This window comes from Streptomyces sp. NPDC048462 (assembly GCF_043200175.1).
GTDB lineage: Bacteria > Actinomycetota > Actinomycetes > Streptomycetales > Streptomycetaceae > Streptomyces.
Map to the genome: position 1 here is coordinate 30,161 of NZ_JBICXG010000013.1, position 23,819 is coordinate 53,979.

At 68.9% G+C, this 23,819-nt stretch carries 24 protein-coding genes; 8 read left to right on the forward strand and 16 right to left on the reverse strand.

Going from position 1 to position 23,819, the window contains the following annotated elements:
• Positions 1-31 precede the first annotated feature (31 nt).
• The 5 genes from ACGFU6_RS21945 to ACGFU6_RS21965 form a co-directional block, all read right to left on the reverse strand.
• Positions 32-592 carry a hypothetical protein gene (locus ACGFU6_RS21945; RefSeq protein WP_393613057.1) on the reverse strand — a complete coding sequence of 187 codons (561 nt, stop codon included), beginning with the start codon at positions 590-592 and terminating at the stop codon, positions 32-34.
• Positions 589-1,878: a molybdopterin-dependent oxidoreductase gene (locus ACGFU6_RS21950; protein WP_393613366.1), complete on the reverse strand. Its 1,290-nt coding sequence runs from the start codon at positions 1,876-1,878 to the stop codon at positions 589-591. The genes ACGFU6_RS21945 and ACGFU6_RS21950 overlap by 4 nt, the downstream gene beginning before the upstream one ends.
• 705 nt (positions 1,879-2,583) lie before the next feature.
• A complete protein-coding gene (locus ACGFU6_RS21955) occupies positions 2,584-2,784 on the reverse strand; it encodes a hypothetical protein (RefSeq protein WP_393613058.1) in 201 nt (66 codons plus the stop codon).
• A gap of 107 nt (positions 2,785-2,891) precedes the next feature.
• Entirely contained in the window at positions 2,892-3,362 is a 471-nt protein-coding gene (locus tag ACGFU6_RS21960) for a hypothetical protein (protein WP_393613060.1), read from the reverse strand.
• A 453-nt stretch (positions 3,363-3,815) separates the two neighbouring features.
• Positions 3,816-5,393 (reverse strand): AMP-binding protein, encoded by a 1,578-nt coding sequence (locus tag ACGFU6_RS21965; protein ID WP_393613062.1) that lies wholly within the window; start codon positions 5,391-5,393, stop codon positions 3,816-3,818.
• A 242-nt stretch (positions 5,394-5,635) separates the two neighbouring features.
• Between ACGFU6_RS21965 and ACGFU6_RS21970 the strand changes: the two genes are divergently transcribed.
• Positions 5,636-5,956: a thioredoxin family protein gene (locus tag ACGFU6_RS21970; protein WP_393613064.1), complete on the forward strand. Its 321-nt coding sequence runs from the start codon at positions 5,636-5,638 to the stop codon at positions 5,954-5,956.
• Between the two features lie 33 nt (positions 5,957-5,989).
• Here ACGFU6_RS21970 and ACGFU6_RS21975 read toward each other — a convergent pair whose 3' ends face one another.
• Positions 5,990-6,451, reverse strand: a complete 462-nt coding sequence (locus tag ACGFU6_RS21975) for a hypothetical protein (protein ID WP_393613066.1) — start codon at positions 6,449-6,451, stop codon at positions 5,990-5,992.
• Between the two features lie 231 nt (positions 6,452-6,682).
• On the opposite strand from ACGFU6_RS21975, the gene ACGFU6_RS21980 reads away from it, so the two are divergent.
• Entirely contained in the window at positions 6,683-7,651 is a 969-nt protein-coding gene (locus tag ACGFU6_RS21980) for a hypothetical protein (RefSeq protein ID WP_393613068.1), read from the forward strand.
• Between the two features lie 78 nt (positions 7,652-7,729).
• Here ACGFU6_RS21980 and ACGFU6_RS21985 read toward each other — a convergent pair whose 3' ends face one another.
• The 3 genes from ACGFU6_RS21985 to ACGFU6_RS21995 form a co-directional block, all read right to left on the reverse strand.
• Positions 7,730-9,358, reverse strand: coding sequence for a PE-PGRS family protein (locus ACGFU6_RS21985; protein WP_393613070.1), 1,629 nt, complete (start codon positions 9,356-9,358; stop codon positions 7,730-7,732).
• Between the two features lie 226 nt (positions 9,359-9,584).
• On the reverse strand, positions 9,585-10,985 hold the full coding sequence (locus tag ACGFU6_RS21990; RefSeq protein WP_393613071.1) for an NAD(P)/FAD-dependent oxidoreductase: 1,401 nt from the start codon (positions 10,983-10,985) through the stop codon (positions 9,585-9,587).
• 88 nt (positions 10,986-11,073) lie between these two features.
• The gene (locus ACGFU6_RS21995; RefSeq protein ID WP_393613368.1) at positions 11,074-11,748 is read right to left on the reverse strand and encodes a rhomboid-like protein; all 675 of its coding nucleotides are present in this window, start codon (positions 11,746-11,748) and stop codon (positions 11,074-11,076) included.
• Positions 11,749-11,781: 33 nt separating this feature from the next.
• On the opposite strand from ACGFU6_RS21995, the gene ACGFU6_RS22000 reads away from it, so the two are divergent.
• Both ACGFU6_RS22000 and ACGFU6_RS22005 read left to right on the forward strand, forming a co-directional pair.
• The gene (locus tag ACGFU6_RS22000) at positions 11,782-12,726 is read left to right on the forward strand and encodes an aminoglycoside phosphotransferase family protein (RefSeq protein ID WP_393613073.1); all 945 of its coding nucleotides are present in this window, start codon (positions 11,782-11,784) and stop codon (positions 12,724-12,726) included.
• A gap of 34 nt (positions 12,727-12,760) precedes the next feature.
• Positions 12,761-13,246, forward strand: coding sequence for a GNAT family N-acetyltransferase (locus tag ACGFU6_RS22005; protein ID WP_393613075.1), 486 nt, complete (start codon positions 12,761-12,763; stop codon positions 13,244-13,246).
• On the opposite strand, the gene ACGFU6_RS22010 is transcribed toward ACGFU6_RS22005, so the two are convergent.
• Positions 13,243-14,463 carry an NAD(P)-binding protein gene (locus ACGFU6_RS22010; RefSeq protein WP_393613076.1) on the reverse strand — a complete coding sequence of 407 codons (1,221 nt, stop codon included), beginning with the start codon at positions 14,461-14,463 and terminating at the stop codon, positions 13,243-13,245. The genes ACGFU6_RS22005 and ACGFU6_RS22010 overlap by 4 nt on opposite strands.
• A 110-nt stretch (positions 14,464-14,573) precedes the next feature.
• Between ACGFU6_RS22010 and ACGFU6_RS22015 the strand changes: the two genes are divergently transcribed.
• Positions 14,574-15,281: a pentapeptide repeat-containing protein gene (locus ACGFU6_RS22015; protein WP_393613078.1), complete on the forward strand. Its 708-nt coding sequence runs from the start codon at positions 14,574-14,576 to the stop codon at positions 15,279-15,281.
• A 24-nt stretch (positions 15,282-15,305) separates the two neighbouring features.
• On the opposite strand, the gene ACGFU6_RS22020 is transcribed toward ACGFU6_RS22015, so the two are convergent.
• Positions 15,306-15,803 (reverse strand): hypothetical protein, encoded by a 498-nt coding sequence (locus tag ACGFU6_RS22020; RefSeq protein WP_393613080.1) that lies wholly within the window; start codon positions 15,801-15,803, stop codon positions 15,306-15,308.
• A 309-nt stretch (positions 15,804-16,112) separates the two neighbouring features.
• On the opposite strand from ACGFU6_RS22020, the gene dnaE reads away from it, so the two are divergent.
• The 3 genes from dnaE to ACGFU6_RS22035 are packed head-to-tail and all read left to right on the forward strand — an operon-like array spanning position 16,113 to position 20,570.
• Complete coding sequence (dnaE, locus tag ACGFU6_RS22025) at positions 16,113-19,700, forward strand: DNA polymerase III subunit alpha (RefSeq protein ID WP_393613082.1); 3,588 nt, start codon at positions 16,113-16,115, stop codon at positions 19,698-19,700.
• Complete coding sequence (locus tag ACGFU6_RS22030; RefSeq protein WP_393613083.1) at positions 19,697-20,044, forward strand: DUF6300 family protein; 348 nt, start codon at positions 19,697-19,699, stop codon at positions 20,042-20,044. The genes dnaE and ACGFU6_RS22030 overlap by 4 nt, the downstream gene beginning before the upstream one ends.
• A 52-nt stretch (positions 20,045-20,096) precedes the next feature.
• Positions 20,097-20,570: a hypothetical protein gene (locus ACGFU6_RS22035; RefSeq protein ID WP_393613085.1), complete on the forward strand. Its 474-nt coding sequence runs from the start codon at positions 20,097-20,099 to the stop codon at positions 20,568-20,570.
• Between the two features lie 58 nt (positions 20,571-20,628).
• On the opposite strand, the gene ACGFU6_RS22040 is transcribed toward ACGFU6_RS22035, so the two are convergent.
• From ACGFU6_RS22040 to ACGFU6_RS22060, 5 genes are all read right to left on the reverse strand, one after another.
• Positions 20,629-20,832 carry a hypothetical protein gene (locus ACGFU6_RS22040; protein WP_393613086.1) on the reverse strand — a complete coding sequence of 68 codons (204 nt, stop codon included), beginning with the start codon at positions 20,830-20,832 and terminating at the stop codon, positions 20,629-20,631.
• Between the two features lie 75 nt (positions 20,833-20,907).
• A complete protein-coding gene (locus tag ACGFU6_RS22045; protein WP_393613088.1) occupies positions 20,908-21,474 on the reverse strand; it encodes a hypothetical protein in 567 nt (188 codons plus the stop codon).
• Positions 21,471-22,112 (reverse strand): TIGR02466 family protein, encoded by a 642-nt coding sequence (locus ACGFU6_RS22050; RefSeq protein WP_393613089.1) that lies wholly within the window; start codon positions 22,110-22,112, stop codon positions 21,471-21,473. Before ACGFU6_RS22050 ends, ACGFU6_RS22045 begins: the two co-directional genes overlap by 4 nt.
• Positions 22,109-22,831 (reverse strand): aKG-HExxH-type peptide beta-hydroxylase, encoded by a 723-nt coding sequence (locus tag ACGFU6_RS22055; protein ID WP_393613090.1) that lies wholly within the window; start codon positions 22,829-22,831, stop codon positions 22,109-22,111. Before ACGFU6_RS22055 ends, ACGFU6_RS22050 begins: the two co-directional genes overlap by 4 nt.
• Complete coding sequence (locus ACGFU6_RS22060; RefSeq protein WP_393613092.1) at positions 22,828-23,616, reverse strand: hypothetical protein; 789 nt, start codon at positions 23,614-23,616, stop codon at positions 22,828-22,830. Before ACGFU6_RS22060 ends, ACGFU6_RS22055 begins: the two co-directional genes overlap by 4 nt.
• Positions 23,617-23,819 lie beyond the last annotated feature (203 nt).

A 23,819-nucleotide genomic window follows, 5' to 3' on the forward strand; every position in this document is an offset into this window, starting at 1 on the left:
GCGCGGACGGGGCCCGGTCCCATTCGCCGGGTCACGGGGCGGGCTCCTGGCCAGGAGTGCCGTTGTCAGGCCCCGTCCGTGCCGCGCCGGACCGTTTCACACCCGGCTCCGGTGTGGGGCGGGACCGCCCCATACGGATCAGCAGGGTGAGCGCGGAGATTCCGAACAGGGCAGCGGTGATGAGCAGCCAGCGGCCGAGGTACCCGTCCGTGGTGAGCGTTGTGTACAAGGTGAAGCGGTGACTGACCCGCCCCAGGATCAGGGGAAAGTAGGTCAGGAACAGCACGCCCGAGAGGAAGACCGGGATCCGGACGTAGTTGATCCAGCGCAGTGACGGGCGGGCGGCTTCACCGGGTGCAGCAGGTTCCCGACGCTCGCCCAGCAGGGTCTGGGCGGCGCGGTCGGTCACGGTGTACAGGGGCAGCAGCACCAAATCGTGCAGCAGGGCCGCTCCGACGAACCAGAGCACCACCTTCCAGGGCTCGGCACCGGCCAGCAGCCGGACCCCGGCGTAGCCGGTCAGCGCGAAGGAGCAGAGCACCAGGAGCAGGTGCAGCGGCGAGGCCCCATAGAGATTGCGGAAGCGGCTCATACGTTCTCCCCGAAGGTCAGCCGGGTGACCCACTTGGTGTTGTGGACGCCCGGGTTGGCCGGGACGATGATCCGTGCCGGGTAGCCGTGATCCGGCGACAAATCGGCTCCGTTGACCCGCAGAGCCAGCAGTGAGCGGGGGTCGCGGACCTGGTTGTCGCGCAAGGTGGTCGAGCGGAAGGAGCCGCTGAGCTGGGCGGACTGCACGAAGACACCGGGCGGCCGGTCGGTGAACCCGACGAGCTCGGCCAGATCGGCCAGCCGGACGCCGCTCCACTCCTGGTCCTCGGTGGACCAGCCCTCCACACAGGCAATCGGCAACGACGCCGTGTGCTGCGGCAGTGCCAGGACCTCACCACGGGTGAGGATCCGCTCACGGCCCCCGCCCCGAACGACCAGACGCCAGGCCGCACCCATGTCGACGGCACGGACGCCCACACTGGCAGCGGTCTTGTTGATCTGAAAGCCGTTGGGGCCCGGTCCTGGATCCTGACCGCGGGGAGCGAGCAGCGCGGTGGGACGGAGCCGGCCTCCGATGCTCTGCCCCGCCGTCACGACGAGCAGCGCCAGGGAGCCGGCCCCCACCATTCCCAGCGCACCCCGGCGGGACATGGTGGGTGCGGCAGGGCGAGGACTGATCAGACCCGTGGAATCCGAAAGGGGGGTCTCACCGGTCCTGGGCCGCCGGCGCAGCTCTTCGCGGAGAGCGCCGCTGCGCAGCATTCTGAGCATGAGGGGGATGCGGAAGGCGACGTGGACGACGAAGGCGCCGATGAAGATCCAGGCCCCGTAGAAGTGCAGCGGGTAGAAGGAGCCGGGGAAGATGTAGTCCAGCTGGATGTTGAGCACGCCGGTGGCGAATTCGAACAGCACACCGCCCACCAGCAGCAGCAGCGAAAGCCGTTCGAGCGCATGGCTGACCGACTTGACCGGGGGCCATGAGAACAGCTTCGGGATCACCGACCACAGTTTCGCGAGCAGCACCGGGATCAGCACGATGCCGAGCGTGACGTGGACGCCTTGCGTGAGCCGGTACAGCCAGTACGGGTGCGTGGGCCACGAGAACAGGTAGAACCCCAGCCAGCCCCGGTCCGGCGTCTTGTCATTGGCACCGAGGTCGGGGTTGTAGGCGGCATAGGAGAGCAGGCCCGTCACGAACATCAGCGTGATGCCGACCAGCAGTGCGGCGCCGAGTACAGACGTCAGCCAGGGCCCGCGCAGCGGGCTGCGCCAGAAACCCCGCCGGGTCGGACCGACCGGCGGCCCGTCCCGCAACAGCCCCTCCAGACGCGCACGCGGCGAGCTCGAGGCCGCCGGCCGCGCGGACGAGCCGGTCCTCGGAGCGGAGGACGCGTAGCCAGGCGGGGCATTCCCACCCTCCTTCGGAGGACCACCTGAAGAGAGGGCGCCGCTTTCGCTGTGAGGTTCCTCTGCGTTTCCGCTGCGGGGCGGGGTCGATTTCCCCGCCCGACCGGGACCGCCGGCCGTTGAAGCTCCGGTCCGGGGCGGCGTTTCATCGGCGCCGGACGCATCGGGGCCGTCCGCGCTTCCATGCCCGGCTTCCTCGGGCCTCGGGCCCTGGTCTTGCGAGTCACCCATGGGATTCCTTGTGCTTCATCAGACGGAAGATCACCGAATGGCATCGCACAGTAACCCTGAAATTTGCATCCGCCGCGTTCATGAGGGCGGCCGTAATAACTTGTTCCCCAACCAGCTCGCACCAGTCGGATCTACTTATCTACGTGAGATCCGAAAACCCGAACTGCCCCGAATGGATGGGTGACGAGCCCGTGTGTGCAGTGCAGGCAGAGCCCGGGTCCCTTTGTGTGACTGTCGGCGAGGTGGCGGAAGCAAAGAATCGTCCTGGCCGTTCCCCGCGCAGTGACGAAGTCTCAATGGCCGGCCGATGTGCCGGCCGCGTCGGAGAGGCCGCTGTCATTCCTGGATCGGCGCAGCCTGAGGCCCGCACCGAAGCTCAGGAACTCCTGGCGGTCATGAGTGGAGCGGAGCCACCTGAGGCCAGTCCGGACCCCTGGCACGAGGAGACCTGCACGGTCGCCGTGGCCTCGGGACATGGCCCATGCGGTGGTCGTGGTCCTGCAGCTGCCCGACGTACGCCTGCTCGGTGAACTCGTTGGTCCGCAGGGTGAGCAGGACGTCCCAGTCCTTGATGAGATAACGCCGCAGCTTCACGGGGGATGCGTAGTGCTCCAGCACGTGATGGCGTTGCCGGTGGGACATCATCAACTCCGCTCCGAGACAGGCTTCCTGGCCGGACCAGGCGCGGAGAGAGGGGCCGGTCAGGTCTCATCGCGCACGGTCGCCCCTTTGCGTCGCGCGGCGAGCAGCAGCTCCGTGACGCAGCCCCTCCCGGCCAGTCCCAGGCGCAGAGGACGGCTGGACGCAGGAGGAGCGGCTTCGATGACCAGGACTTCGAGCCGCCGATCCGCCTCGGCTCGAGAGAAGGCCAGTTCAACCCAAGGCCGTCGCCATCGACGTTCCCGCCCGTGCCAGATCTCGACGGCCTGGGTCGTCGTCCGCAGCACGGACGTCTGCCGGGGCGACCCGGCTCGTGAGGCCTCGGCCGAACGGACCTGGTACACGCTCAGTTCGTGTTCGTCGTCGCCGAGGGACGCGCGACGCGCACGTTCCTCGCGGAGGGCGCTCAGATTGCCCACGAAGCCGAGCGCAGTGAGAACGCACCAGCCCATCACCGTCCAGGGCCAGAGGCCCCGGTCGACGAGCCACTGAGCGCGCATGCCGAACAGCATGACGGGAGCGAGGAGTGTCAAGGACGGGGTGAGCCACCGCTTCGCATGTCGGCGGCGCGCACTTCCCCGTTCCTCGTACACATCCGACTTCGCGTCCACCGGCTTCTCAGAGTCCGTCACAAAGCCCCCTCGTAGTCGTGGGTGTTCCCCTACCCGGCACTGCTCGAACGTTTCACGAAGAGGAGATGGCCGAATGCCGACCTGCGCCCCCTCCGTCACGCTCCAGCCTCGCTGCCGTGGCGATCAACGGTCGGCTGGCCAGACCGCCTGCAAGGAAATCCGCGACGCTCTCGCACGAGTGCCACAGGGCTGTGACCTGGAGTTGTCCCGTTGCGAGGATCGTGGGGGCGGATCGGCGGGAGGTCCGGGTCCGTGGCCGGGTCCTCGAAGCGGCCGCTGCCGGAGCGGCCCGTCCGGTCGGGAGATGTGCCGCCTTCCCGCGACCGACGGCTGTCAGACGCGGTGGGTGTCGTGGTCGGTGCGGGCGGCGCGCAGGGCCTTCTTGTCGGGTTTGCCCGCGTCGGTGAGCGGCAGTGCGTCGGTGAAGTGGATCTGGTCGGGTTCGTACATCGCGCCTCGGCCCTCGCGCACCCACGTGCGCAGCTCCTGGGCCGTGGGCGCCGCGCCGGAGGTGGTGACGAGGCTGGCGTGGATGCGTTCGTGGCCGCCGTCGCCCCTGACCCCGTAGACGGCGCTGTGCCGGACGGCGGGGTGGGTGTTCAGGAAGTCCTCCAGCTCGGTGGTGTACACGTGGCCGCCGACGACCGCGATCATGTCCTTGATCCGGTCGACGACGCTGAGGTAGCCGCGCTCGTCCAGGTGGCCGAGGTCGCCGGTGTGCACCCAGCCGTCCTTCATGACCTGGGCGGTCAGTTCGGGGTTCTTCCAGTACCCCTCCATCACCTGTCCGGAGCGGACACAGATCTCGCCGACCCGGCCGGCCGGCAGGGCGGCGCCGGTCCCGTCGCGGATCTCGACCTCGACGCCGGGGACGACGCGTCCGGCCGTGCGCAGTACGTCGGGCCGGTCGGGATCGTGCTCCGCGGCGGGCAGCACGCTGACCGCGCCCGCTTCGAACTGGCCGTAGCCCTGCTGCAGGACGGGGCCGAAGCGGCGCACCGCCTCGGCGATACGGGTGGGGGAGGAGGGGGTGCCGCCGTAGGTGATCTGCCGCAGGCTGGAGGTGTCGGCGCGGGCGGCGTCCGGGTGGTCGAGGACCTGGTAGAGCAACGGGGGCAGCAGCATGATGTTGGTGATGCGTTCGCGGGCGACGGTGGCGAGGATCTCGGCGGGCTCGAAGGCGTAGTGCAGGACGACGGTGCCGCCCGCGGCCAGCGTCGCGTCGGCGATGAACCCGGCCGCGTGGGACAGCGGTGTGCACACCAGGTCCCGCCGTCCCGTTCCGCTGAACAACTCCTGGGTCAGGGCGATGCTGCCCTCCATCCGCCCAAAGGTGCTGCGTACGCCCTTGGGGTGTCCGGTCGTCCCGCCCGAGTGCCGGATGAAGCACAGGTCGTCGGGGTGCGCGGCGCTGGGCAGGGGGGTGCCCGGCTGCTTGTCCGCCAGCGCCAGCAGGTCCTGGCCCAGGGGCGGTTCGCTCCCGGCCCCGGGGACCGGGCCCAGAACGAGGACGTGCTCCACCGGTGGCACCTTGCCGAGGAGTTGTACGGCACGTTCTCCGAGGCGGGGGTCGACCACGAGCGCGTACGTCTCGACGTCGGCCATCATCTGCGCCTGCACGTCCGGCGCCAGCCGGTTGTACAGGTGGTTGAAGTGCGCGCCGAGCAGATTGACGGCGTACCGCACGGCGATGGTCTCCGGCAGGTTCCCGCACAGCAGCGTGACCGCACGGCCCGGCCCGACACCCTGCTCCCGCAGCGCTCTGGCCAGGCGGTACACCATGGACCGGAACTCTGCTGCGCCCAGGCGGCGTTCACCGCTGACCAGCACCTCGTCCCCGGAGCCGCCGGACAGTCCGCCGAGGACGATGTCCACGTAGTTGCGGAACTCCGGACCGGACGTTGTCTTCATCCTGACGATCCCTTCGCGCCGATACGAGTGACCCCCGTACGCCGAGCGGTGCACGTCAGGCTGCCGAGGCGACCCTACGGTGCCTGCCTCGGGCGGGGGCAAGATCACATCGCGCCAGATCGCGCCCGGATCGCGTCGGACCGCGCCGGAACCGGTACGCGCTCTTGACAGGCGCCTCCCGCACGAAAGGCTTGGCGGGCCGGCCTCTGTCCCGGCTGACCGAATCGGATCGGAGTCCCGTCATGGCCCTTGTCACCGTCACCGACGCCACGTTCGACGCGAAGGTGGTCGACGCCGCCGAACCGGTGCTGGCGTTGTTCTGGGCGGAGTGGTCGGGGGCCTGCATGATGATGAAGTCCGAGCTGGAGGAGATCTCCGTCGACTACGCGGGGAGGCTCACCGTGGCGGCCCTCAACATCGACTCCAGTCCGGCGACGCTGCCCCGGTACCAGGAGACCGCGATTCCGGCGATGCTGCTGTTCGAGAACGGCGCCGTCGTCGCCAAGAAGATCGGCCCGCACAGCGACGGGCAGATGCGGGAGTTCCTCGATTCCCTGCTGTGAGCCCCGCGCCCCCGTGGGCGCGGCTGCCGTTGCCTACCGGGCGAGCTTGAAGGTCCGGCACACATCCGGGTCTCCGAGCTTGGCGAAGAGCACCATGTGCCCGTCCTCCTTGCCCACGAGGAGTTCGTTGACGGGGGCGCTGCCGGCGTGTTTGGCGAGACCGTCGAAGTCGAGCCCGACTCTGCCGTCCTGTCCCGGCGAGTTCAGCAGCTTCCAGACCCCACCGCCGTCGAACGTGGGGACATCCTCCGCCAGGATCTCGGTGCCGCCCTTCCTGGGCCAGTCCTTCACGGAGAACGTGACCGACGTGCCGCCGACGGCGGTGAGGTCGAGGCGCGCTCCGTGGGGGCCGGAGTAACTCCCGTACAGATCGGCCTGGCTGACCTTCGCCGTCGGAGCCGGTCCGCACCCGGCCGCGTCGCCGACGGAGCATCCGGTCAGCATCGAGCCGGTCACGGCGGTGGCGGCCAGAACGACGGCCGGGGTGGCAGGCATGGCGTGATCCTACGGCTGCTCGGTGGAGACGTGGCAGCGGCAGCGCATCCTCCCTCGCCCCGCCCCCGGTGAGCGATTGGGGGTGTGTGAGGGTGTCTTCGGCCGATACACACACGTACACGGGGGGTAGTCGTGAGCCAGGTGCTCTATGGCGAGCGGACCTGGAATCCGCTCGCGCAGACTGTGGAGTTGACCGAGGGACGGTTGCGCAGGGGTGGCCGGAGCACGCCGATGGGGGAGCTGAACCTCGGTGCGATGGCGGAGGCGTACCTGCGCGGTTGCTGGCTGGGCGGCGGTGGGGCCGAGCGTCCGCTTGACCGGCTTCCGGAGGGTTCGGGGACCGTTCCGCTGACCCGGGTCACCGGGACCACCGTCCCGGTGAAGGTGCGGCAGACCGCCGAGTTCGCCCGCGCGCTGGGGGAGTTGGCGGTACGGCTGTGCGGCGGGCCCGAGCAGGTGGCCGCGCTGGCAGTCCGGGCGGAGGCGGAGGGCGTACCGCTGTGGATCGCGCGCAGGCTCGCGGACGGGCCCGCCGGGCCGGTCGCCGTCGCCGTGGACCGGCGCCTGGTGCGCGTGGACGTGTGGGGCCCGCAGGCCCCCGCGGTACGCATACGCGCGCCCCGCGGATTCCAGGGCGAGGTGCCCGAGCCGTCGCAGGGCCTGCTCCTGACCGTCGGCGACGCCACGGCGGAGCTCGTACTGAAGAAGAAGCTGCGCAAGTCGAAGAGCTTGGTCGAGGTGCGGCTTCCCGGAGCGCACTGGGTGCTGCGCCGGGAGGACGCGACGAGTTCGTGGCTGCTGCGAGGCGACCAGCGTGTCGCACTGCTCACGCGCCCTCCGCGCAGGCCGGCCGGTACGCCCGATACGGTGCTGCGGCCGCTGGCCCCGGTGCGTCACGAGAGCGCCGACCCGCTGGACGCGGTCATGGCCCACGTCTTCGCCGCCGCGTTCGGGATAGGTGACACGACCGGGACCGCGCGGTTCCGGTCGGTCCGGCACGGGGGCAGCGGGGGCGAGCCGATCGCCGCCGACGGCTCCTGGGACCGCCCCTGGTTCAGCAACCTCGGCAACGGCGGTGACGACAACGAACCCGGTGGCGGCGACGGCTGGGGATCGGACGGCGGAGACGGCGGGGACTCAGGGGGCGGCGACGGCGGCGGTGGTGACGGCGGGGGCGGTGACGGCGGCGGGGGCGACTAGGCCGAGCTCCTGCCTCACGTCGGGGTGACCAGGCCTCGCCCTTGTGTCACGTCGGGGTGACCAGGCCTCCCGCTTGTGTCACACCGGGGGCCGCTTGCCGACCAGTTCCTCGTAGAGCGCGCGGCGCCCGTCCGGGTCGTCCTCGGTCCTGGCGAGGTCCTGGTCCCATTCCTGTTTGATCCCGTCCAGGTAGCCCTGCCAGCCGTCGTCGGAACGCGCGCCCATCTCCCGCAGGTCGACGTAGCGTTCGTTCTTGCTGAGGCCGCCCGAACCGATCTTGTCCTTCTTGTGGCCGTGCAGGATGGACTCGGGGTTCGAGGTGGCCTCGGTGGAACGGAAGTCGTGCTGGTAGCCGACCGGGCTGTCGGCGTGCGGCGCGATGGTCTCGACGCCGATCTGGAGGGAGCCGTCCTTCTCCATGGTCGGGCGGTGGTAGACGAGCAGGACGTGGCCGTACGAGCCGTTCGGCAGGACCATGTCGCCGTTCCAGTCCTTGGAGCCGAGTCCGCCGCCGGAGATGTCCTGGCCCCACAGCTTCGGCCTGGCGGCGCCGACGGCGAGCTTGTTCGTGAGAGATGCCCCGACGCCACCCCTCTCCTTGAACTCGCCCTGTTTGTCACCCTTGTTGGGGCCGATATCTGTGCGGTGGGTGGCGAAGCCCCGCTCGGACACGTGCTCCGCGGCCTCGCCCTCGGTGGCGCTCTTGGTCACGCCCAGGAAGTGCGGCAGCGCGTACGCCGGGTCGCCCTTCGAGCTGAGCGCGGGGATGCGCACGTTGACGCGGCCGCCGTGGGACAGGGCGCGGATGACGTCCTGTTCGTGGTCCGCCACGTGCCGGCTCTGCGCCGGGTCGTAGAGCTGGAGCCCGTGACGCAGGACGAGCAGGATCCTGGTGAGCATCTCGCGGCCCTGGGCGTCCTTCTCGACGTAGTCGGGGGCCTGCTTCTTGTCCTTGCCCACCGGGGTGCCCTCCGCCGGGACGGAACCCTCGTGCAGGCGCCCGGGGTCCATGCCCGCCGGGTGGAGCGTGTCCACGGCGGTGTCGCGGATCTGCTGGTCGCGCTCCGCCTCCAGGTTCGCCCGCCTGTCCGGGCCGGTGCCGGCGGTCTGGGTGAGCATGAACCGGCCGAGCGTGTAGGCGGGGTCCGTCGGTGCGCGGGCGGCGGACACGTTCGCCACGATGTCGGGACGCTTGCCGATGGCCAGGGTCGCGGTCAGTACCCGCTTGCCGGCCTCCAGCTGCAACCAGTCCTTGAACGTCCCGTCGGCGTACGACGAGGCCTCCTCGTAGGTGCCGATGCCCACGTCCTTCAGCCACTTCGCGTTGACCGAGGACAGCTGCCTGATGTCGTCCAGATCCTGGCCGTTGAACGCCTCACCCAGCATCACCCGCCGGTCCAGGGTCTTCTTCAGCCGGGCGGGCCCGTTGGTCATCCACTGCTCGGGCCACCAGGTGCCGGGCGCGAAGACGTTCGCCTTGGAACTCGTCTGGGTCGTGTGCTGCTCGATCGACTGGCTGAGCCGGGCGATGATCTCCTTGCCCTTCGGGTCCGCCTCCTGCGCCGGTCCGGCGGCCTCGGCGCCCTCCTGCCCGGTGGGTCCCGTGCGCTGGACCGTGGTGGGCTCGTGCCCGCGGCGCATCATCTCCAGCACCACCTGGTTGCCGCTGCTGGCCTGCACACCCATCAATCCGGTGGGTGCGGCCACGCGTACTGTCCTCTCCTGGCCGGCCGGGGCGGTGGAACGCTTCCTGTCGTGGGATTTCATGGACGCCCCTCAGCCGAGACCGTTGCCCCTGAGCCGGGACCAGTGCAGTGCCACGCTAGGGCGTCGCGTGCTTCGGACGGCCGGTCCACGCAATGGTCTGCCCGGAGAGGCAGTCCGGCTGCCCCCCCGGTCCGTCGGGCGTTCCGCCAGCCGTTCCCGGTCCGGCTCAGCCCCGCCCGGCCAGCCGGTCCGCGATCTTCGCGATGGGGTCGGTTCCCGCGCGGGGTGAGGTGAGTTCGCGGCGGTCGGCGGCGCGGTAGGCGGCGTACATGCTGTGGACGCCGAGCCAGCGCAGGGGTTCCGGTTCCCAGCGGCGGACCTTGTGGTTGGCCCAGGGCAGGGCGGTGAGCTCGGTGGGGCCGCCCTGGCCCGAGTCCTGCTGGATCAGGTCGCGCAGGGTGCGGGCGGCGAGGTTGGTGGTGGCGACGCCGGAGCCGACGTACCCGCCGGCCCAGCCGAGGCCGGTGGAGCGGTCCAGGGTGACGGTGGCGCACCAGTCGCGCGGGACGCCGAGTACGCCGGACCAGGCGTGGGCGACGCGGGTGCCCGCGGTGGTGGGGAAGAGGCGGACGAGCAGGTCGCGCAGGGCCTCGATGGTGGCGGGCTGGGTGCGGCCGTCGTTGTCGGTGGCCGAGCCGTAGCGGTAGGGGATGCCGCGGCCGCCCAGGGCGATGCGGTCGTCGGCGGTGCGCTGGGCGTACATGTAGGCGTGGGCCATGTCGCCGAGGGTCTCGCGGCCGTCCCAGCCGATGGTGTCCCAGAGGGACTCGGACAGGGGCTCGGTGACGATCATGGAGGAGTTCATCGGGAGCCAGGTCCGCTTCTGGCCCTTGATGCCCGCCGTGAAGCCCTCGGTGCAGCGCAGGATGTACGGGGCGCGGACCGTGCCGTAGGGGGTGACGGCGTGTTTGGGCTTGATCTCGGTGACGGGGGTCGACTCGTGGATCGTGACGCCGAGCGCCTCCACCACGTCCGCGAGGCCCTTGACGAGTTTCGCGGGGTGCAGGCGGGCGCCGTGCGGGGTCCAGCTGGAGCCGATGGCCCCGGTGACGCGGACGCGTTCGGCGGTCTCGCGTGCGCCGTGCAGGGTGCGGTCGGTCTCACCGAAGGCGATCTCCACGGAATGGAAGTCCTTCAGGCGGGCGAGCTGCGCCGGGGTGCAGGCGACTTCGAGGACGCCGCCCCGGTGGATGTCCGCGTCGATCTTCTCCTCGTCCGCGACGCGGATGACCTCGGCGACGGTGTCGTTCATCGACTTCTGGAGGCGGACGGCCGCCTCGTGGCCGTGGAGCTTCGCGTAGCGGTCGCGGCCGGCGATGCCGTTGTAGAGCCAGCCGCCGTTGCGGCCGGAGGCGCCGTAGCCGCAGAACTTGGCTTCCAGGACGGTGATGTTGAGGAAGGGGACGGCCTTCTTGAGGTAGTACGCCGTCCACAGGCCGGTGTATCCGCCGCCGATGATGCAGATGTCGGCGGTGGCGTCGCCGGGCAGGGGTTCGCGGGGGAGGGGGGTGCCCTGGTCCGCGTACCAGAAGGATATGCCGCCGTTGACTGTGCTGACGGTGCTCATGTTGCCCCTGCTGTCCGTGTGGCCGGCGCCGGCTGTGCGGCGCGGTGTGGAATGCGGTGTGGAGTGCGGTGTTCTGCGTGGCTGGACGTTACTGGGCGGGGGGCGGTTTCGTCTTGTGGTGGCGGCGGGTCAGCGGGTAGCAGGCGAGGCCGATGAGCGCCGCGGTGAAGTGGCCGATGTCGGTGAAGGTGGCGCCGGTGACCAGGGGGACGCCGTAGATGACGAGGACGGCGAAGAGGTAGACGTACCGCCAGGGGCGCGGGATGTAGTAGGTGAGGACGGTGACGACGCCCGCGAGTGCGTAACTGACGCCGACGTCCAGGGTGTTCGCGGCGGTCTCGGGCGCGTGGCCGTGCCGGATGGCCCAGGCCAGCACGCCCTCGCTGACGAGTGTGGCGAGGACGTGCGCGGCGGCGACGACGGTGAGCCAGCGCAGGGTGCCGAGGCGGCGTTCGGCGGGGGCGTGGAAGACGGTGTAGAGCACGGCGTAGGGGAGCCATTGGCCGCCGTCGATCCAGAACGCGCTGCTGATCAGGACGCGTACGGGGTTCTGGGACAGCTCGTGGATGTTGGTGGAGCGCTGGCGGAGGAAGTCCTCCTCGAAGTCCGGTGACATCTGGTGGACGATGACGGTGGTGACGAAGAGGACCAGCAGCCAGACGTAGGTGCCGGGAGCGCTGCGGATCCATGAGCCGGCGCCGCGGAGCCACGTGACGGGTGCCGGGCGGGGCCGCGTGGGCGGGGCGGGGTGGCTCGGGGTCATATCCGATTGACGCACGCTCCTACGATCGGGGGCGTGATTGACATTCCGGATGCGCTGATCGCCACTCAGTCCAAGTACAACGGTGCGGCCGGGCGGGCGTTCCTCGCCGCGCTGCCGGGGCTGGCCGAGGAGTTCCTGGAGCGGTGGGGGCTGCGCCGGGACGGCGAGGCGCTGTACGGGGTGTGTGCGCTGGTGCTGCCGGTGGTGCGGGTGGCGGACGGGCGCCCGGCCGCGCTGAAGTTGCAGGCGGTGGACGCGGAGACGGCGGGGGAGCCGCTCGCGCTGCGGGTGTGGGGCGAGGCGTCGGCGGGTGCGGTGGAGCTGCTGGACCACGACCCGGCGACGGGCACGATGCTGCTGGAGCGGCTGGACGGGCTGCGTCCGCTGTCGGGCATGCCCGACGCGCGCGACACGGTGCGGGTCGTCGCCGGTCTCCTGGCGGGACTGACAGCGGTGCGGGCTCCCGTGGGGAGCGGCCTGCGGGGTCTTGGCGAGGTGGCGGCGCGGATGCTGGCGGCGGCTCCGGGGACGGTGGACCTGCTGGCGGACGCGCCGGAGCGGCGGCTGCTGGCGGACTGCGCGGCGGCGGTGCGCGAGGTGGCGGGGGAGCCGGGGGACCGGTTGCTCCACTGGGACCTGCACTTCGGCAATGTGCTGGCCGGGCGGGACGCGGGGGGAGCGCGGGACGGGCGGGGCGGGCCGGTGGATCAGGAGCCGCGGTGGGTGGCGATCGACCCGAAGCCGCTGGCCGGTGATCCGGGGTTCGAGCTGCTGCCGGCGCTGGCCGACCGGTTCGACGCGGACGCGGTGGAGTGGCGGTTCGATCTGCTGACGGCGACGCTGGGTCTCGACCGGGGACGGGCGCGGGCGTGGACGCTGGGACGGGTGCTGCAGAACGCGTGCTGGGGCGCCGAGGACGGGGCGCGGCGGCTGGTGCCGGAGCAGGCCGAGATCGTACGGCGGCTGCTGGGCCGGTAGTGGCGGGCGACGCGATACTGCTTACGCTGCCCCCATGATCCGTACCGCTACCGCTGCCGATGTCCCCGCCATTCACGCGATGGTCCGTGAGCTGGCCGACTACGAGAAGGCGCTGCACGAGGCGCACGCCACCGAGGAGCAGTTGCGCGAGGCGCTGTTCGGTGAGCGGCCCGCGGCGTTCGCGCACATCGCGCAGGACGACGAGGACGGTGAGGTGGTGGGCTTCGCTCTGTGGTTCCTGAACTTCTCCACCTGGCGTGGTGTGCACGGGATCTATCTGGAGGACCTGTACGTGCGTCCGGAGCGGCGGGGCGGCGGGCACGGCAAGGCGCTGCTGGGTGAGCTGGCGCGGATCTGTGTGGAGCGCGGCTACGAGCGGCTGGAGTGGTCGGTGCTGAACTGGAACGCTCCGTCGATCGCGTTCTACGAGGCGCTGGGCGCTCGGCCGCAGGACGGGTGGACGGTGTACCGGCTGACGGACGGGGCGCTGGCGGAGCTGGGGGGCGGGCGGGGGCGTTAGGGCCTGCCGGTCGCGGGTGACGCTTCCGGCGGGCTCGACGGGGTGGGTGCGGTGGCGTTCCTCTCGGTGGCCCGGAGGGCGAGGAGGGCCGCTTCGATGCCGCTGTTGAAGGAGACCTCGCTGAGCAGGCCGGGTGCGGCTACCTGGTCGCCCGCGAGGTAGACGCCGTCGCCCCGGTCGATGGCGGGGCGGTCGCGCCAGGTGGTGCCGGGGTGGTCGACCGCTCCGGTGCGGCCGGTGGCGAGGGCCTCGCGCCGCCACACGGTGCGCTCGCGCCAGCCGGGGTATCCGAGGTCGAGGAGTTCCTCGGCGCGGGCGGTTCCGGTGGACCGGGACTCGTCGGGGGCGAGGGGGAACTGCCCCTGGAGGAGCTGCTCGCCGGCGGGGGCGAGGGTGCGGTCCTGCGCGGTGAACCGTTCGATCCAGCCGGGGGCGTCGAGGTCGGACACCGCGAACGCGTCGCCGCGGCGGGTGCGCAGGGCGAGGTCGACGAGGGCGGTGCGGCCGGAGGCCCAGGTGAGGGTGGGGTCGCCGAGGAGGGTGCGGGCGGCGTCGAGGGAGGTGGCGACGACGACCGGGCCGGTGCGGGCCAGGGTGTCGATGGCGGCGGTGTCGATACGGGTCGCCGTCTCGATGCGGACGCTGAGGTTCCAGGCGTGTGACGCCATCCGGTCGGTGATCTGCGCCCAGCCACCGATGGGGTAGCGGGCTTCCGGCGGCAGGGCCCCGGCCCGGTGCAGCCGTTCCTGGACGAACGCGGCGGAGAGGCTGCCGGGGTCGTGGTGGAAGAGGGCGACGGCGGTGTAGTGGGCGGCGATGCGGGCGCCCTCCTCGCCGGTCTGCGCGGTGGCCCAGGTGCGGAAGTCCAGGTCGGACGGCGCCCGTGCGGCGCTGCGGCGGCTGAGCCGGAGGAGGGCGAGGGGCGGGGTGCGGCGCAGGGCGGAGCGGTGGCGGAAGCGGAGCCGGGCGGCTTCGAGGGGAGGGACGGTGGTGGTGGGCCCGAGGAGGTTGCGCCGGTCGAGCCAGGTCCAGTGGGGGCCGCGGCGGTAGAGGGCGTGCGGGCCCTCGTTGGTGCGGTAGGGGCCCTCGGCGGTCCTGGCCCGTCCGCCGAGGGTGTGGTGGGCCTCGTGGACGGTCACCAGGGCGCCGGATTCGGCTGCGGTGATGGCCGCGGTGAGTCCGGCGAGGCCCCCGCCGATGATGTGGATGCGCTGCATGGTCCCCGTCTCCTTCGCTGGAGGTTCCTTCGCGTATATGACGGGCGGCGGGGGGCCGGGTGTGACATCGGCGGCGGGGCGTTGTCAGTGGGGTGCGTCACGATGGGGGCATGGTGCGTAGCAGCGGTAGTGGTCAGGGGAGCGGCAGGGGCCGGGTCGGTAAGGACGGGGTCGCGGTGGCGCGGCGCCCGGAGGTGCGGCTGCCGCCGCTCGAACCGTACGGCGGCGAGGGTCTTGAGCCGGACGGGGATTACGACGGGGTGCGCTTCGAGTCCGTGGATCTGGCGGACGAGTCGGGTCCGGGTGCCCGGTTCATGGACTGTTCGCTGGAGGGTTGCGCGCTGGACCGTACGGAGCTGGTCAGGGCCCGTTTCATCGATTCGGTGCTGACGGGCGTACGGGGGGTGGGCACGGATCTCGCCGGGGCGTCGCTGCGTGACGTGGAGCTGGTGGACGCGCGCCTGGGCGGGGTGCAGATGCACGGCGCGGTGCTGGAGCGGGTGCTGGTGCGGGGCGGGAAGATCGACTACCTGAATCTGCGCAAGGCGCGGCTGAAGGACGTGGTGTTCGAGGGCTGTGTGCTGTCCGAGCCGGATTTCGGGGGCGCGCAGCTGGACCGGGTGGAGTTCCGGGACTGTGTGCTGAAGCGGGCCGATTTCAGTGCGGTGCGGATGGAGTCGGTGGATCTGCGGACGGTCGCCGAGCTGGACATCGCGCGCGGGGTGGAGCGGCTGGCGGGCGCGGTGATCAGCCCGTCGCAGCTGATGGAGCTGGCTCCGGCGTTCGCGGCGCAGATCGGGGTGCGGGTGGAGGCGTGAGCACGCGCTGAGGAGGGGGCCCGGTCAGAGGCGGGGGAAGCGGGTCTGGAGGTCCCAGACCACGGGGTTGTCGGCGAGGCCCTCGTGCATGTCGGCCAGGTCCGCGATCAGGTCGTGCAGGAAGTCGCGGGCCTCGCGGCGCAGCAGCGCGTGGTTGAAGGTGAGCGGGGCTTCCTCGGCGGGCATCCAGTCGGCCTCGACGTCGACCCAGCCGAAGCGGCGCTCGAAGAGCATCCGGTCGGACGACTCGGTGAAGTCGAGCTCCGCGAACTGGCGGCGGTGCGAGCGGTTGCCCCGGGGGTCCTGGTCGAGCTGCTCGACGATGTCGCACAGGGCCCAGGCGAAGTCGAGCACGGGCACCCATCCCCAGCCTGTGGATACCTCGCGGTCCTCCTTGGTGTCCGCGAGGTAGACGTCCCCGGAGAACAGATCGTGGCGCAGGGAGCGGACGTCCGCCCGGCGGTAGTCGGTCTGCGGGGGATCGGGGAAGCGCCGGGAGAGGGAGTAGCCGATGTCGAGCACGGTTCGATGGTGTCATGCCCGGCGTGTCGCTTGCGCCCCGGCGGGACCGGGGCCAGGGCCGGGACCCGGGGCGCGCCGACGTGGCACCCACGCGCTCCGCACGGCCCTTGATCCGGTTGCGCGATCACGCTCTGCCCATCCGAAACGCGGACTACACAAAGGATCGGAGCGGCCACTTCTGGTCATACGAGCAGGTCATCGTTTCAGCCCGCGCTGAATCACCTCAGGGAGCTGGAGCAAGCGCCTGATAGACGCGGTTCCGGAGATAAACTAGGCGCTTCCCCGTGTCCCCCTTGGAGGTGCGCCCCGGTGCCTGATTCCTTCGTTCACCTGCACAATCACACCGAATACTCGATGCTCGACGGGGCCCAGCGGCTCAAGCCGATGTTCGAGGAGGTCGCCCGGCAGGAGATGCCGGCGATCGCGATGTCCGATCACGGAAACATGTTCGGTGCGTATGAGTTTCAGCAGGTGGCCAAGGGCTTCGATGGCGTGAAGCCAATCATCGGCATCGAGGCGTATGTCGCCCCCTCCTCGCGTCGCAACCGTAAGCAGGAGTTCTGGGGCCCCGGGGGCGTCAGGGCGATGTCCGACGATGGCGAGGGCTCGAAGGACGTCTCGGGTGGTGGCCGGTTCACCCACATGACCATGTGGGCGCGGAACGTCCAGGGGCTGCGGAACCTCTTCTTCCTGTCGACCGAGGCCAGCTACACGGGACAGTTCCCCGCGGGCAAGCCCCGGATGGACATGGAGCTGATCTCCGAGCACGCCGAGGGGATCATCGGAACGACCGGCTGCCCGTCCGGAGCGATCCAGACCAGGCTGCGGCTGAACCAGTACGACGAAGCGCGGGAGGTGGCGGCCTCCTACCAGGACATCCTGGGCAAGGAAAACTACTTCCTGGAGCTGATGGACCACGGCCTGGACCTGGAGCGCAACGTCCGGGCCGACCTCCTGCGGCTGGCCAAGGACCTCGACATCCCACTGCTGGCCACCAACGACGCCCACTACGTCTTGGAGGAGCACGCCGACGCGCACGACAACCTCCTGTGCATCGGCGTGGGCAAGAACAAGGACGACCCGGGGCGGTTCCGGTTCAACGGAAGCGGCTACTTCCTCAAGACCGCAGCTCAGATGAGGCAGCTCTTCTCGGAGATCCCCGAGGCGTGCGACAACACGTTGCTGATCGCGGAACGCATCGAGTCGTACGAGGAAGTCTTCGCGCCGGAAGACGAGATGCCGCAGTACCCGGAGGTCCCCGAGGGCGAGACCCAGGAGACCTACCTACGCCGCGAGTGCATCAAGGGCCTGGAGATGCGCTACGGCGCTCCCGTTCCCGATCACGTCATGGAGCGCTTCGAGACCGAGATGAAGGTCATCGGTCCGATGGGCTTCAGCAGCTACTTCCTCGTCGTCGCCGACATCTGCCAGTACGCCCGCGACAACAAGATCCCCGTCGGCCCCGGACGTGGATCCGCGACCGGTTCGATCGTCGCCTACGCCACACGCATCACTGAACTGTGCCCGCTGGAACACGGTCTGCTCTTCGAGCGGTTCCTGAACCCCGAGCGCATCAACCCGCCGGATGTCGACCTCGACTTCGACGACCGCCATCGCGACCGCATGGTGCGCTACGTCGTGGAAAAGTACGGCGATGAGTTCACGGCGATGGTGAACACCTTCGGAAAGCTGAAGGCGAAGAACGCGATCAAGGACACGTCCCGACTCCTGGGATATCCGTTCAGCCACGGCGAGCGCATCACGAAGGCACTGCCGCCGGACGTGATGGGAAAGTCGATTCCCATCAACGGGATCTTCGATGCTTCGCACCCTCGCTACGGGGAAGCCGGTGAAATCCGGGCTCTCTACGAGAACGAGCTTGATGTCAAGAAGGTCGTGGAAGGTGCGAAGGGCGTCGAAGGCCTGATCCGCAACACGGGTGTGCACGCGGCCGCGGTCATTCTCTCCAAGACGCGGCTCACCGACCGCATCCCCCTGCACATGCGCGCCAAGGACGGCGTGAAGATCACCGGTTTCGACTACCCCAGTTGTGAGGACATGGGGCTGGTCAAGATGGACTTCCTCGGTCTGCGGAACCTCGGTGTGATCGACCACGCGCTCCAGAACATCCGCGAGAACCGCGGCCTGAACATCACGACGGACACCGTTCCGCAGAACGGCGACCAGCCGATCCCACTGGACGACGCCACCACCTACAAGCTCCTGGCCCGGGGCGACACCTTCGGCGTCTTCCAGCTCGACGGCGGCGGTATGCGCACGCTCCTGAAGCTGATGGAACCGACCCGGTTCGAAGACATCGCGGCAGCCCTCGCGCTTTACCGGCCCGGCCCGATGGCGGCCAACGCGCACACCAACTACGCGCACCGCAAGACCGGCCGCCAGGAGATCGCGCCGATCCACCCCGAGCTGCAGGACGCGCTGGAGCCCATCCTCGGCAACACGTTCCACCTGCTCGTCTACCAGGAGCAGATCATGGCCATCGCCCGGCAGCTCGCCGGGTACACCCTCGGCGGAGCGGACCTGCTGCGCCGGGCCATGGGTAAGAAGAAGCCCGAGGTACTCGCCGCCGAGTGGGAGAAGTTCCACGGCGGCATGAGGGACAACGGGTACTCCGAGGAGTCGATCAAGGCTCTGTGGGACGTCATGCTGCCCTTCTCGGGCTACGCGTTCAACAAGAGTCACACTGCCGGCTACGGGCTGGTGTCGTTCTGGACGGCCTACCTCAAGGCGAACTTCCCGGCCGAGTACATGGCCGCGCTCCTCACCTCCGTGGGCGACGACAAGGACAAGGCCGGCATCTACCTGGCGGACGCGCGCAAGATGGGCGTCCAGGTACTGCCCCCGGACGTGAACGAGTCGATCGGCAACTTCACGGCCATCGGTGACAGTGTCCGCTTCGGTCTGCGCTCCATCCGAAACGTGGGCGAGAACGTGATCGAGTCCCTGGTCGCCACCCGGAAGGCGCAGGGGAAGTTCACGTCCTTCGCGGACTTCCTCGACAAGGCCGACATCGGCGCGCTCAACAAGCGTGCCGTGGAATCTCTGATCAAGGGAGGTTCCTTCGACTCGCTCGGCCACACCCGCAAGGGACTGTCTGCCGTCCACGAGGATGCCATCGACTCCATCATCCCGGTGAAGAAGCAGGCGGCGATCGGTCAGGACGATCTCTTCGGCGACATGGGCGGCAGCGACGACACCCCGGCCTTCGGCCTGGACTTCAAGATCGACGACTCGGAGTGGCCGCGAAAGCAACTACTGGCCACCGAGCGGGAGATGCTCGGCATGTACGTGTCGGCCCACCCGTTGGACGGCACCGAGCACATCCTTTCCCGCCACCGGGACACCACGATCAGTGAGCTGCTCGGATCGGGCCGGACCGAGGGCATCGTGAAGCTCTCCGGGCTCATCACGAGCGTCGACCGCCGCATGACGAAGCAGGGCAACGCCTGGGCGATCGTCAACCTCGCGGACCGTGACGGAGAGATGGAAGTCCTCTACTTCCCGGCGTCGTACACGCTGGTGCAGCACGCCTTGATCCCCGACAGCGTCGTGTCCGTCGCCGGCCGGCTCAACGACCGTGACGGCGCGGTCAGCATCGCGGGCCAGGAGCTGGAAGTCCTGGATGTGTCGTCGGCCGAGAGCGGTGGCAAGCCTCCTGTTCGTCTCCAGCTGCGTTCCCACCGGGTCAACGAACCCACCGTCCATGAGCTGAAGCGCATCCTCTCGGCACACAAGGGAGACAGCCCAGTTCGGCTTCAGGTGCTAGGCCCCGGCAAGACGGTCGTCTACGCCCTCGGCTTCGAGGTGGACCCCACGCAGGTGGCATCGGACATCAAGGGCACGCTCGGTGCGGACGTCTGGGTCGGTGTTGTATGACCGGCCTCGAAGAGATCGATGTCCAGGTGGACGGACTGCCGGCATGCGGTGTGTGCGGGCAGCCGCCAATGCTCCGTGTCAGTTTCCCCAGCTCCTGGAATAACGCGCGCGGCCAGGAGGTCAGTGGCAGGCGTGAGGCGCTGCTGTGCCCGCGGTGCGAGAGGGGAGCGCCATCAGCAGAGAACCTGTTGGCCTTCTTCGCGGTTGACGGGCAGCTGGACATGGCGAACGCCGAGGTGTTTTCCGAACTCCTCGGCGTCTGGGTGGAGGACGTGCGGAAGCGACGGGTGGACACCGCTGAATTGGCAGCACAGGAGGAGCAATTCCGGCGAGGTGAGCTGTGAAGAAGCCCGCTGGCAGCGACCAACGATGAATGGGCGGGAGGGGGCACCTCAGGTGTCCGAACTGCCGGTGCAGGACATCATCGATCGCTACGAGGACCACGAGCCCGTACGCGTGTTGAGCGCGGAGTACGGAGTGAGTAAGCAGACGATTCTTCGCGTTCTGAGCAGACATGACGTACCGCGTCGTGGCAGTCGCCTGGTACTACCGCTGTCGAACGCAGAAATCGCCCTGCGCTACACGCAGGGGCGTGAGCAGATCCAGGACATCGCCAAGGATCTCGGCGTGAGCCGGCACACCGTGGCAAAGCGGCTGGACGAGCAGGGCGTCCGACGGGCCGTCGGACACCGCGGCCTCGAACTCTCGGACGCTGCCATGGCGGCACGGCGATCGGCTGGTGAGTCAGCCCGGAGCATTGCGGCGGATCTCGGGATTTCCCATACGACGGTCCTCAAGCGAACACGAACGCTCTTGCGGGGGAAGACTCCAACCGTCGTCGCGCCTGACTCGACCAAGGGCGCCACGTAGACCGGTGGCCCGGTACAGGATGAATCGCCTGTGCCGGGCCACCCTGTGCAGTGGACGGTCAGACCGCCGTGGTGCCGAGCGAGGTACGGGTCTCCGCGCGCATGGCCACGTCGTCCTGAACGGCGTTGCACCCGCGACCTGCAGCGCCGATCAGGCCCTTGTTGACCAGGTCCATGTACGCCGCAGGGTCGTCCGCCTTCGCACCCATCCCCGGCTCGTCCAGCGTCAACGTCTGGGCCTTGGGGGATTGCGTTGCATCCATCGTGTGTCCTCTCGGTTGAGATCGGTGTGGAACACCTGGGCGTGGGTCGGCCGAACGCTGGCCGCGCCCAGGAGATCAGTGAGTGGAGCTGGCGCGCAGCACCGTGACCACCTGCTTGTCCTCGACGGGCTGCACAGCGGAGGTCAACCAACCTGGGACTATCGCCATGAGCCCCTGAACAGGGCGAAGGCTGAGTTGGCGTCCCCAGGGCAGTCCTGGGGACGCCGTCATCCCGCTGCCGGCGCGAGGGTCGTAGACGGCGATCACGCCGGACTCCTCGTGCTGAGGGGGAGACGCTTCGAGCACGACCCAGCACACCCAGTCGCTGTCGCTGGCCATCATCGGCATCTCATACCCGGCACGCCAGATCTCGGCGACGATGCCAACACCTGTGACCGGGCGAACGCTGATTCCGGACTCGTTCGCGCGTCGGTACAGCTGGTGCATGCCGCTGACGATCTCATCGCGCAGCGAGCTGACGTCGGGGACAAGCTGCTCGGCCGGCAGCTGAGTATGCGGCCGACCGTCTGGGTGCGTAGGCGCCGGGCTCTCTCGAACCAGGCTCTGCACGTTGAGTTCCCGGACCAGTACAGCGGTGCTCCAGACGTGCTGGACCGTGTGGGATGTAGCGGTGAGGATCATGCGGCCGGCTCCAGGTCGTAGGTGACGTTGAAGGCGACTCCGATCCTCGGTTCGCCAGTGGCGCTGAGGGTGGCTTTCACGGAGTGCGGCAGCCAGCTCGGGAAGACGACGAGCAAACCCGGGAACGGGCGTACGTATCCGACGCCAGGTGATGCCGAACGTGCAATGGCGCCGGGACGAGGATCCAATAGCTGAAGATGGCCGGCCCCAGCATCAACCCCGCCGGTAGCCACGTAATAGGTACCCGACCACACCGAGTCGTGGTGCGTGTGCTGCTTGTGTGAGGCGCCTTCGTGATAGACGACGGCCCAACCTTCAGCCTGGACGGGATAGGACGTCGCGGTCTCGGCCTGGCCACCGAGAGTAGCCCTGCTCAGGTCACGAACCGCGGAAAGCAACCGGCTTCGAAGCCATTCCACCGCCGGATGCTCCCAGCGCAGCAGGTCGATGCTGCTCTTCTGTGCCCCGATCATGCCGAAGTTGAAGGCGCCATCATCCCGTGCCTCAGCGTTGAGGATCAGGTCGCGCAGCTGCGCATTCATTTCCGCGACCTCTTCTCTACCGGACTGTTCGGCCTGGTCTGCGATATAGAGAGGGGTCGGCCATAGTTCCACGATTCCGGTACCGGATTCGGTCACAGCTCCTCCTTGATGCGTTGGGTGATCTGGGTTCCGACCGGGGTCAGGTACCGAGTGGCGGATTCAAGCAACTTGATGCATCCCAGGCCGTATTGCTTCAGCGGCTCGATGTGTTGCTTCTCGCCGACTGCCCTGTACATCCGGATGAGTGCGGCGGCCACATGTGCAGCGCCGATAACCTCTCTCGGAGAACGATTCGATGTCCCGGACGGAAGCGTGAAGGTAGGGGCTTCCGGGCGATCGATGTCCCAGAGTTCCTCTATGAGGTAGAGCCATTGATGGCAGTGCTCATGAAGCACGTGCTCCCGCATTTCGAGGTCGCTGGCTAACGTCTCCGTTCCCAGGAGAATGTGCTGCGGCCACCAGAATGAAGATGCCGACAGGGACTCGCCCGATGCGATCCGGGCGTATCTCATCGGCAAGGACCACAGCAGAGGGGCCCAGGCCGGCACCGCCTCTTCCAGGCGGACCAAAGAGTCGGAGACTTTCCTGTCCTCGTCCTGGGTCAACGGAATCGAAGGCACTTCACTGGCTTCGAATCGGACGAGGCAAGCGTGGTCAGGAGTGAGCCAACGACGCGGGTCAGCCGGGTTCGGCAGGCCGATACGGGCGGCGCGGTTCTGCCGCACGGCTACAACTGCTGCCGTCAGATGCGTGGGTGCGAAACCGTCGTCCAGGAACGGTACTCCGTTGATGAGTTCGAGTGCCCCGTCACTCATCGCCACTCCTCATCCACGGCCGGAACGTTCCAGTCGGGAATGACCAGTCGAGGTCGTAGGAGCACTGGTGCAAACCATGCTTTGCCGGCCACCGCTGCGTCGTTCAGGTCTCGAAGGAGATACCCGGTACCGGATCGACGGCCAACCTGGAGGCAAGGAAAGGGGTAGTCAGCGAGCGGGTTGCCGATGTACATGCGGGTGGTCGATTCAAGCACTTCGCGAATCAACTCGGGCCCGCACACGACGCCCTGATAGTGGTCGTAGCCGAAGCGGGGATGCCCGATGTCGAAGTCATCGACCACAACGACCCCGCGCTCCACGGCTGACAGTTCCGTACGGAGGGGCCACTCGGCGCGCCAGTGGGCATCGAGGAAGACCAACGGTCGGTCGAGCCCCCGGACCAGTTCCGGAACCAAGAGGGCTGAGTCGCCGATGTGTACTTCTACGTTGGGAAGATCACGTAAGCGGTACTTGGCGACTGCTGCGTACGTTGTGTCGATCTCGCAGGTGCGGATCGGAAGAGCTGGGTACATTCGAGCCAGGTACTCAGTTGTGTCACCACAGTGGGTACCGCTCTCAACCACTCCGTCGCACCCATAGGCCCGCATAAGAAAGTCGACCTGAAGCGCGGTGGTGATATCGAATCCGAAGGGACCCCCGCCATCGCTGAGGCCCTGCCCTGCCCGCGGAACGGAGTAGAAGGTCCGGAGAAGGATGTCGTGCTCCTGCGGGTGGATTCGGGTCCCCACTTCGGACGCCTGCGGTGTCCCAATCGCATCGGTCATGGGCTGCTTCCTCCGTGTCGTCTCGGGTGATCAGGCTGTCGGCCAGGGGCAGGACACGTCGCCCGGCCAGTTATCCGCTTACCTGTGTCTGTCGGGATGTTGATGCTTGCGGTACGCAACTCGGCAGTGGGTCAGCCAGGACGCTAGCCAGGACTGCATGTCCTGCGGGCGGAAACGTGCAGCCGAGAGAGGGCGACTTCGGA

Coding starts and splice junctions, on each gene's coding strand:
- ACGFU6_RS21970 (WP_393613064.1), top strand. CDS start 5,636: ATGGCCCTTGTCACCGTCACCGACGCCACGTTCGACGCGAAGGTGGTC.
- ACGFU6_RS21980 (WP_393613068.1), top strand. CDS start 6,683: ATGGGGGAGCTGAACCTCGGTGCGATGGCGGAGGCGTACCTGCGCGGT.
- ACGFU6_RS22040 (WP_393613086.1), bottom strand. CDS start 20,832: ATGGATGCAACGCAATCCCCCAAGGCCCAGACGTTGACGCTGGACGAG.
- ACGFU6_RS21990 (WP_393613071.1), bottom strand. CDS start 10,985: ATGAGCACCGTCAGCACAGTCAACGGCGGCATATCCTTCTGGTACGCG.
- ACGFU6_RS21975 (WP_393613066.1), bottom strand. CDS start 6,451: ATGCCTGCCACCCCGGCCGTCGTTCTGGCCGCCACCGCCGTGACCGGC.
- ACGFU6_RS22015 (WP_393613078.1), top strand. CDS start 14,574: ATGGTGCGTAGCAGCGGTAGTGGTCAGGGGAGCGGCAGGGGCCGGGTC.
- ACGFU6_RS22010 (WP_393613076.1), bottom strand. CDS start 14,463: ATGCAGCGCATCCACATCATCGGCGGGGGCCTCGCCGGACTCACCGCG.
- ACGFU6_RS22045 (WP_393613088.1), bottom strand. CDS start 21,474: ATGATCCTCACCGCTACATCCCACACGGTCCAGCACGTCTGGAGCACC.
- ACGFU6_RS22055 (WP_393613090.1), bottom strand. CDS start 22,831: ATGAGTGACGGGGCACTCGAACTCATCAACGGAGTACCGTTCCTGGAC.
- ACGFU6_RS22060 (WP_393613092.1), bottom strand. CDS start 23,616: ATGACCGATGCGATTGGGACACCGCAGGCGTCCGAAGTGGGGACCCGA.
- ACGFU6_RS22030 (WP_393613083.1), top strand. CDS start 19,697: ATGACCGGCCTCGAAGAGATCGATGTCCAGGTGGACGGACTGCCGGCA.
- ACGFU6_RS21945 (WP_393613057.1), bottom strand. CDS start 592: ATGAGCCGCTTCCGCAATCTCTATGGGGCCTCGCCGCTGCACCTGCTC.
- ACGFU6_RS21965 (WP_393613062.1), bottom strand. CDS start 5,393: ATGAAGACAACGTCCGGTCCGGAGTTCCGCAACTACGTGGACATCGTC.
- ACGFU6_RS21960 (WP_393613060.1), bottom strand. CDS start 3,362: ATGCTGTTCGGCATGCGCGCTCAGTGGCTCGTCGACCGGGGCCTCTGG.
- ACGFU6_RS22005 (WP_393613075.1), top strand. CDS start 12,761: ATGATCCGTACCGCTACCGCTGCCGATGTCCCCGCCATTCACGCGATG.
- ACGFU6_RS21995 (WP_393613368.1), bottom strand. CDS start 11,748: ATGACCCCGAGCCACCCCGCCCCGCCCACGCGGCCCCGCCCGGCACCC.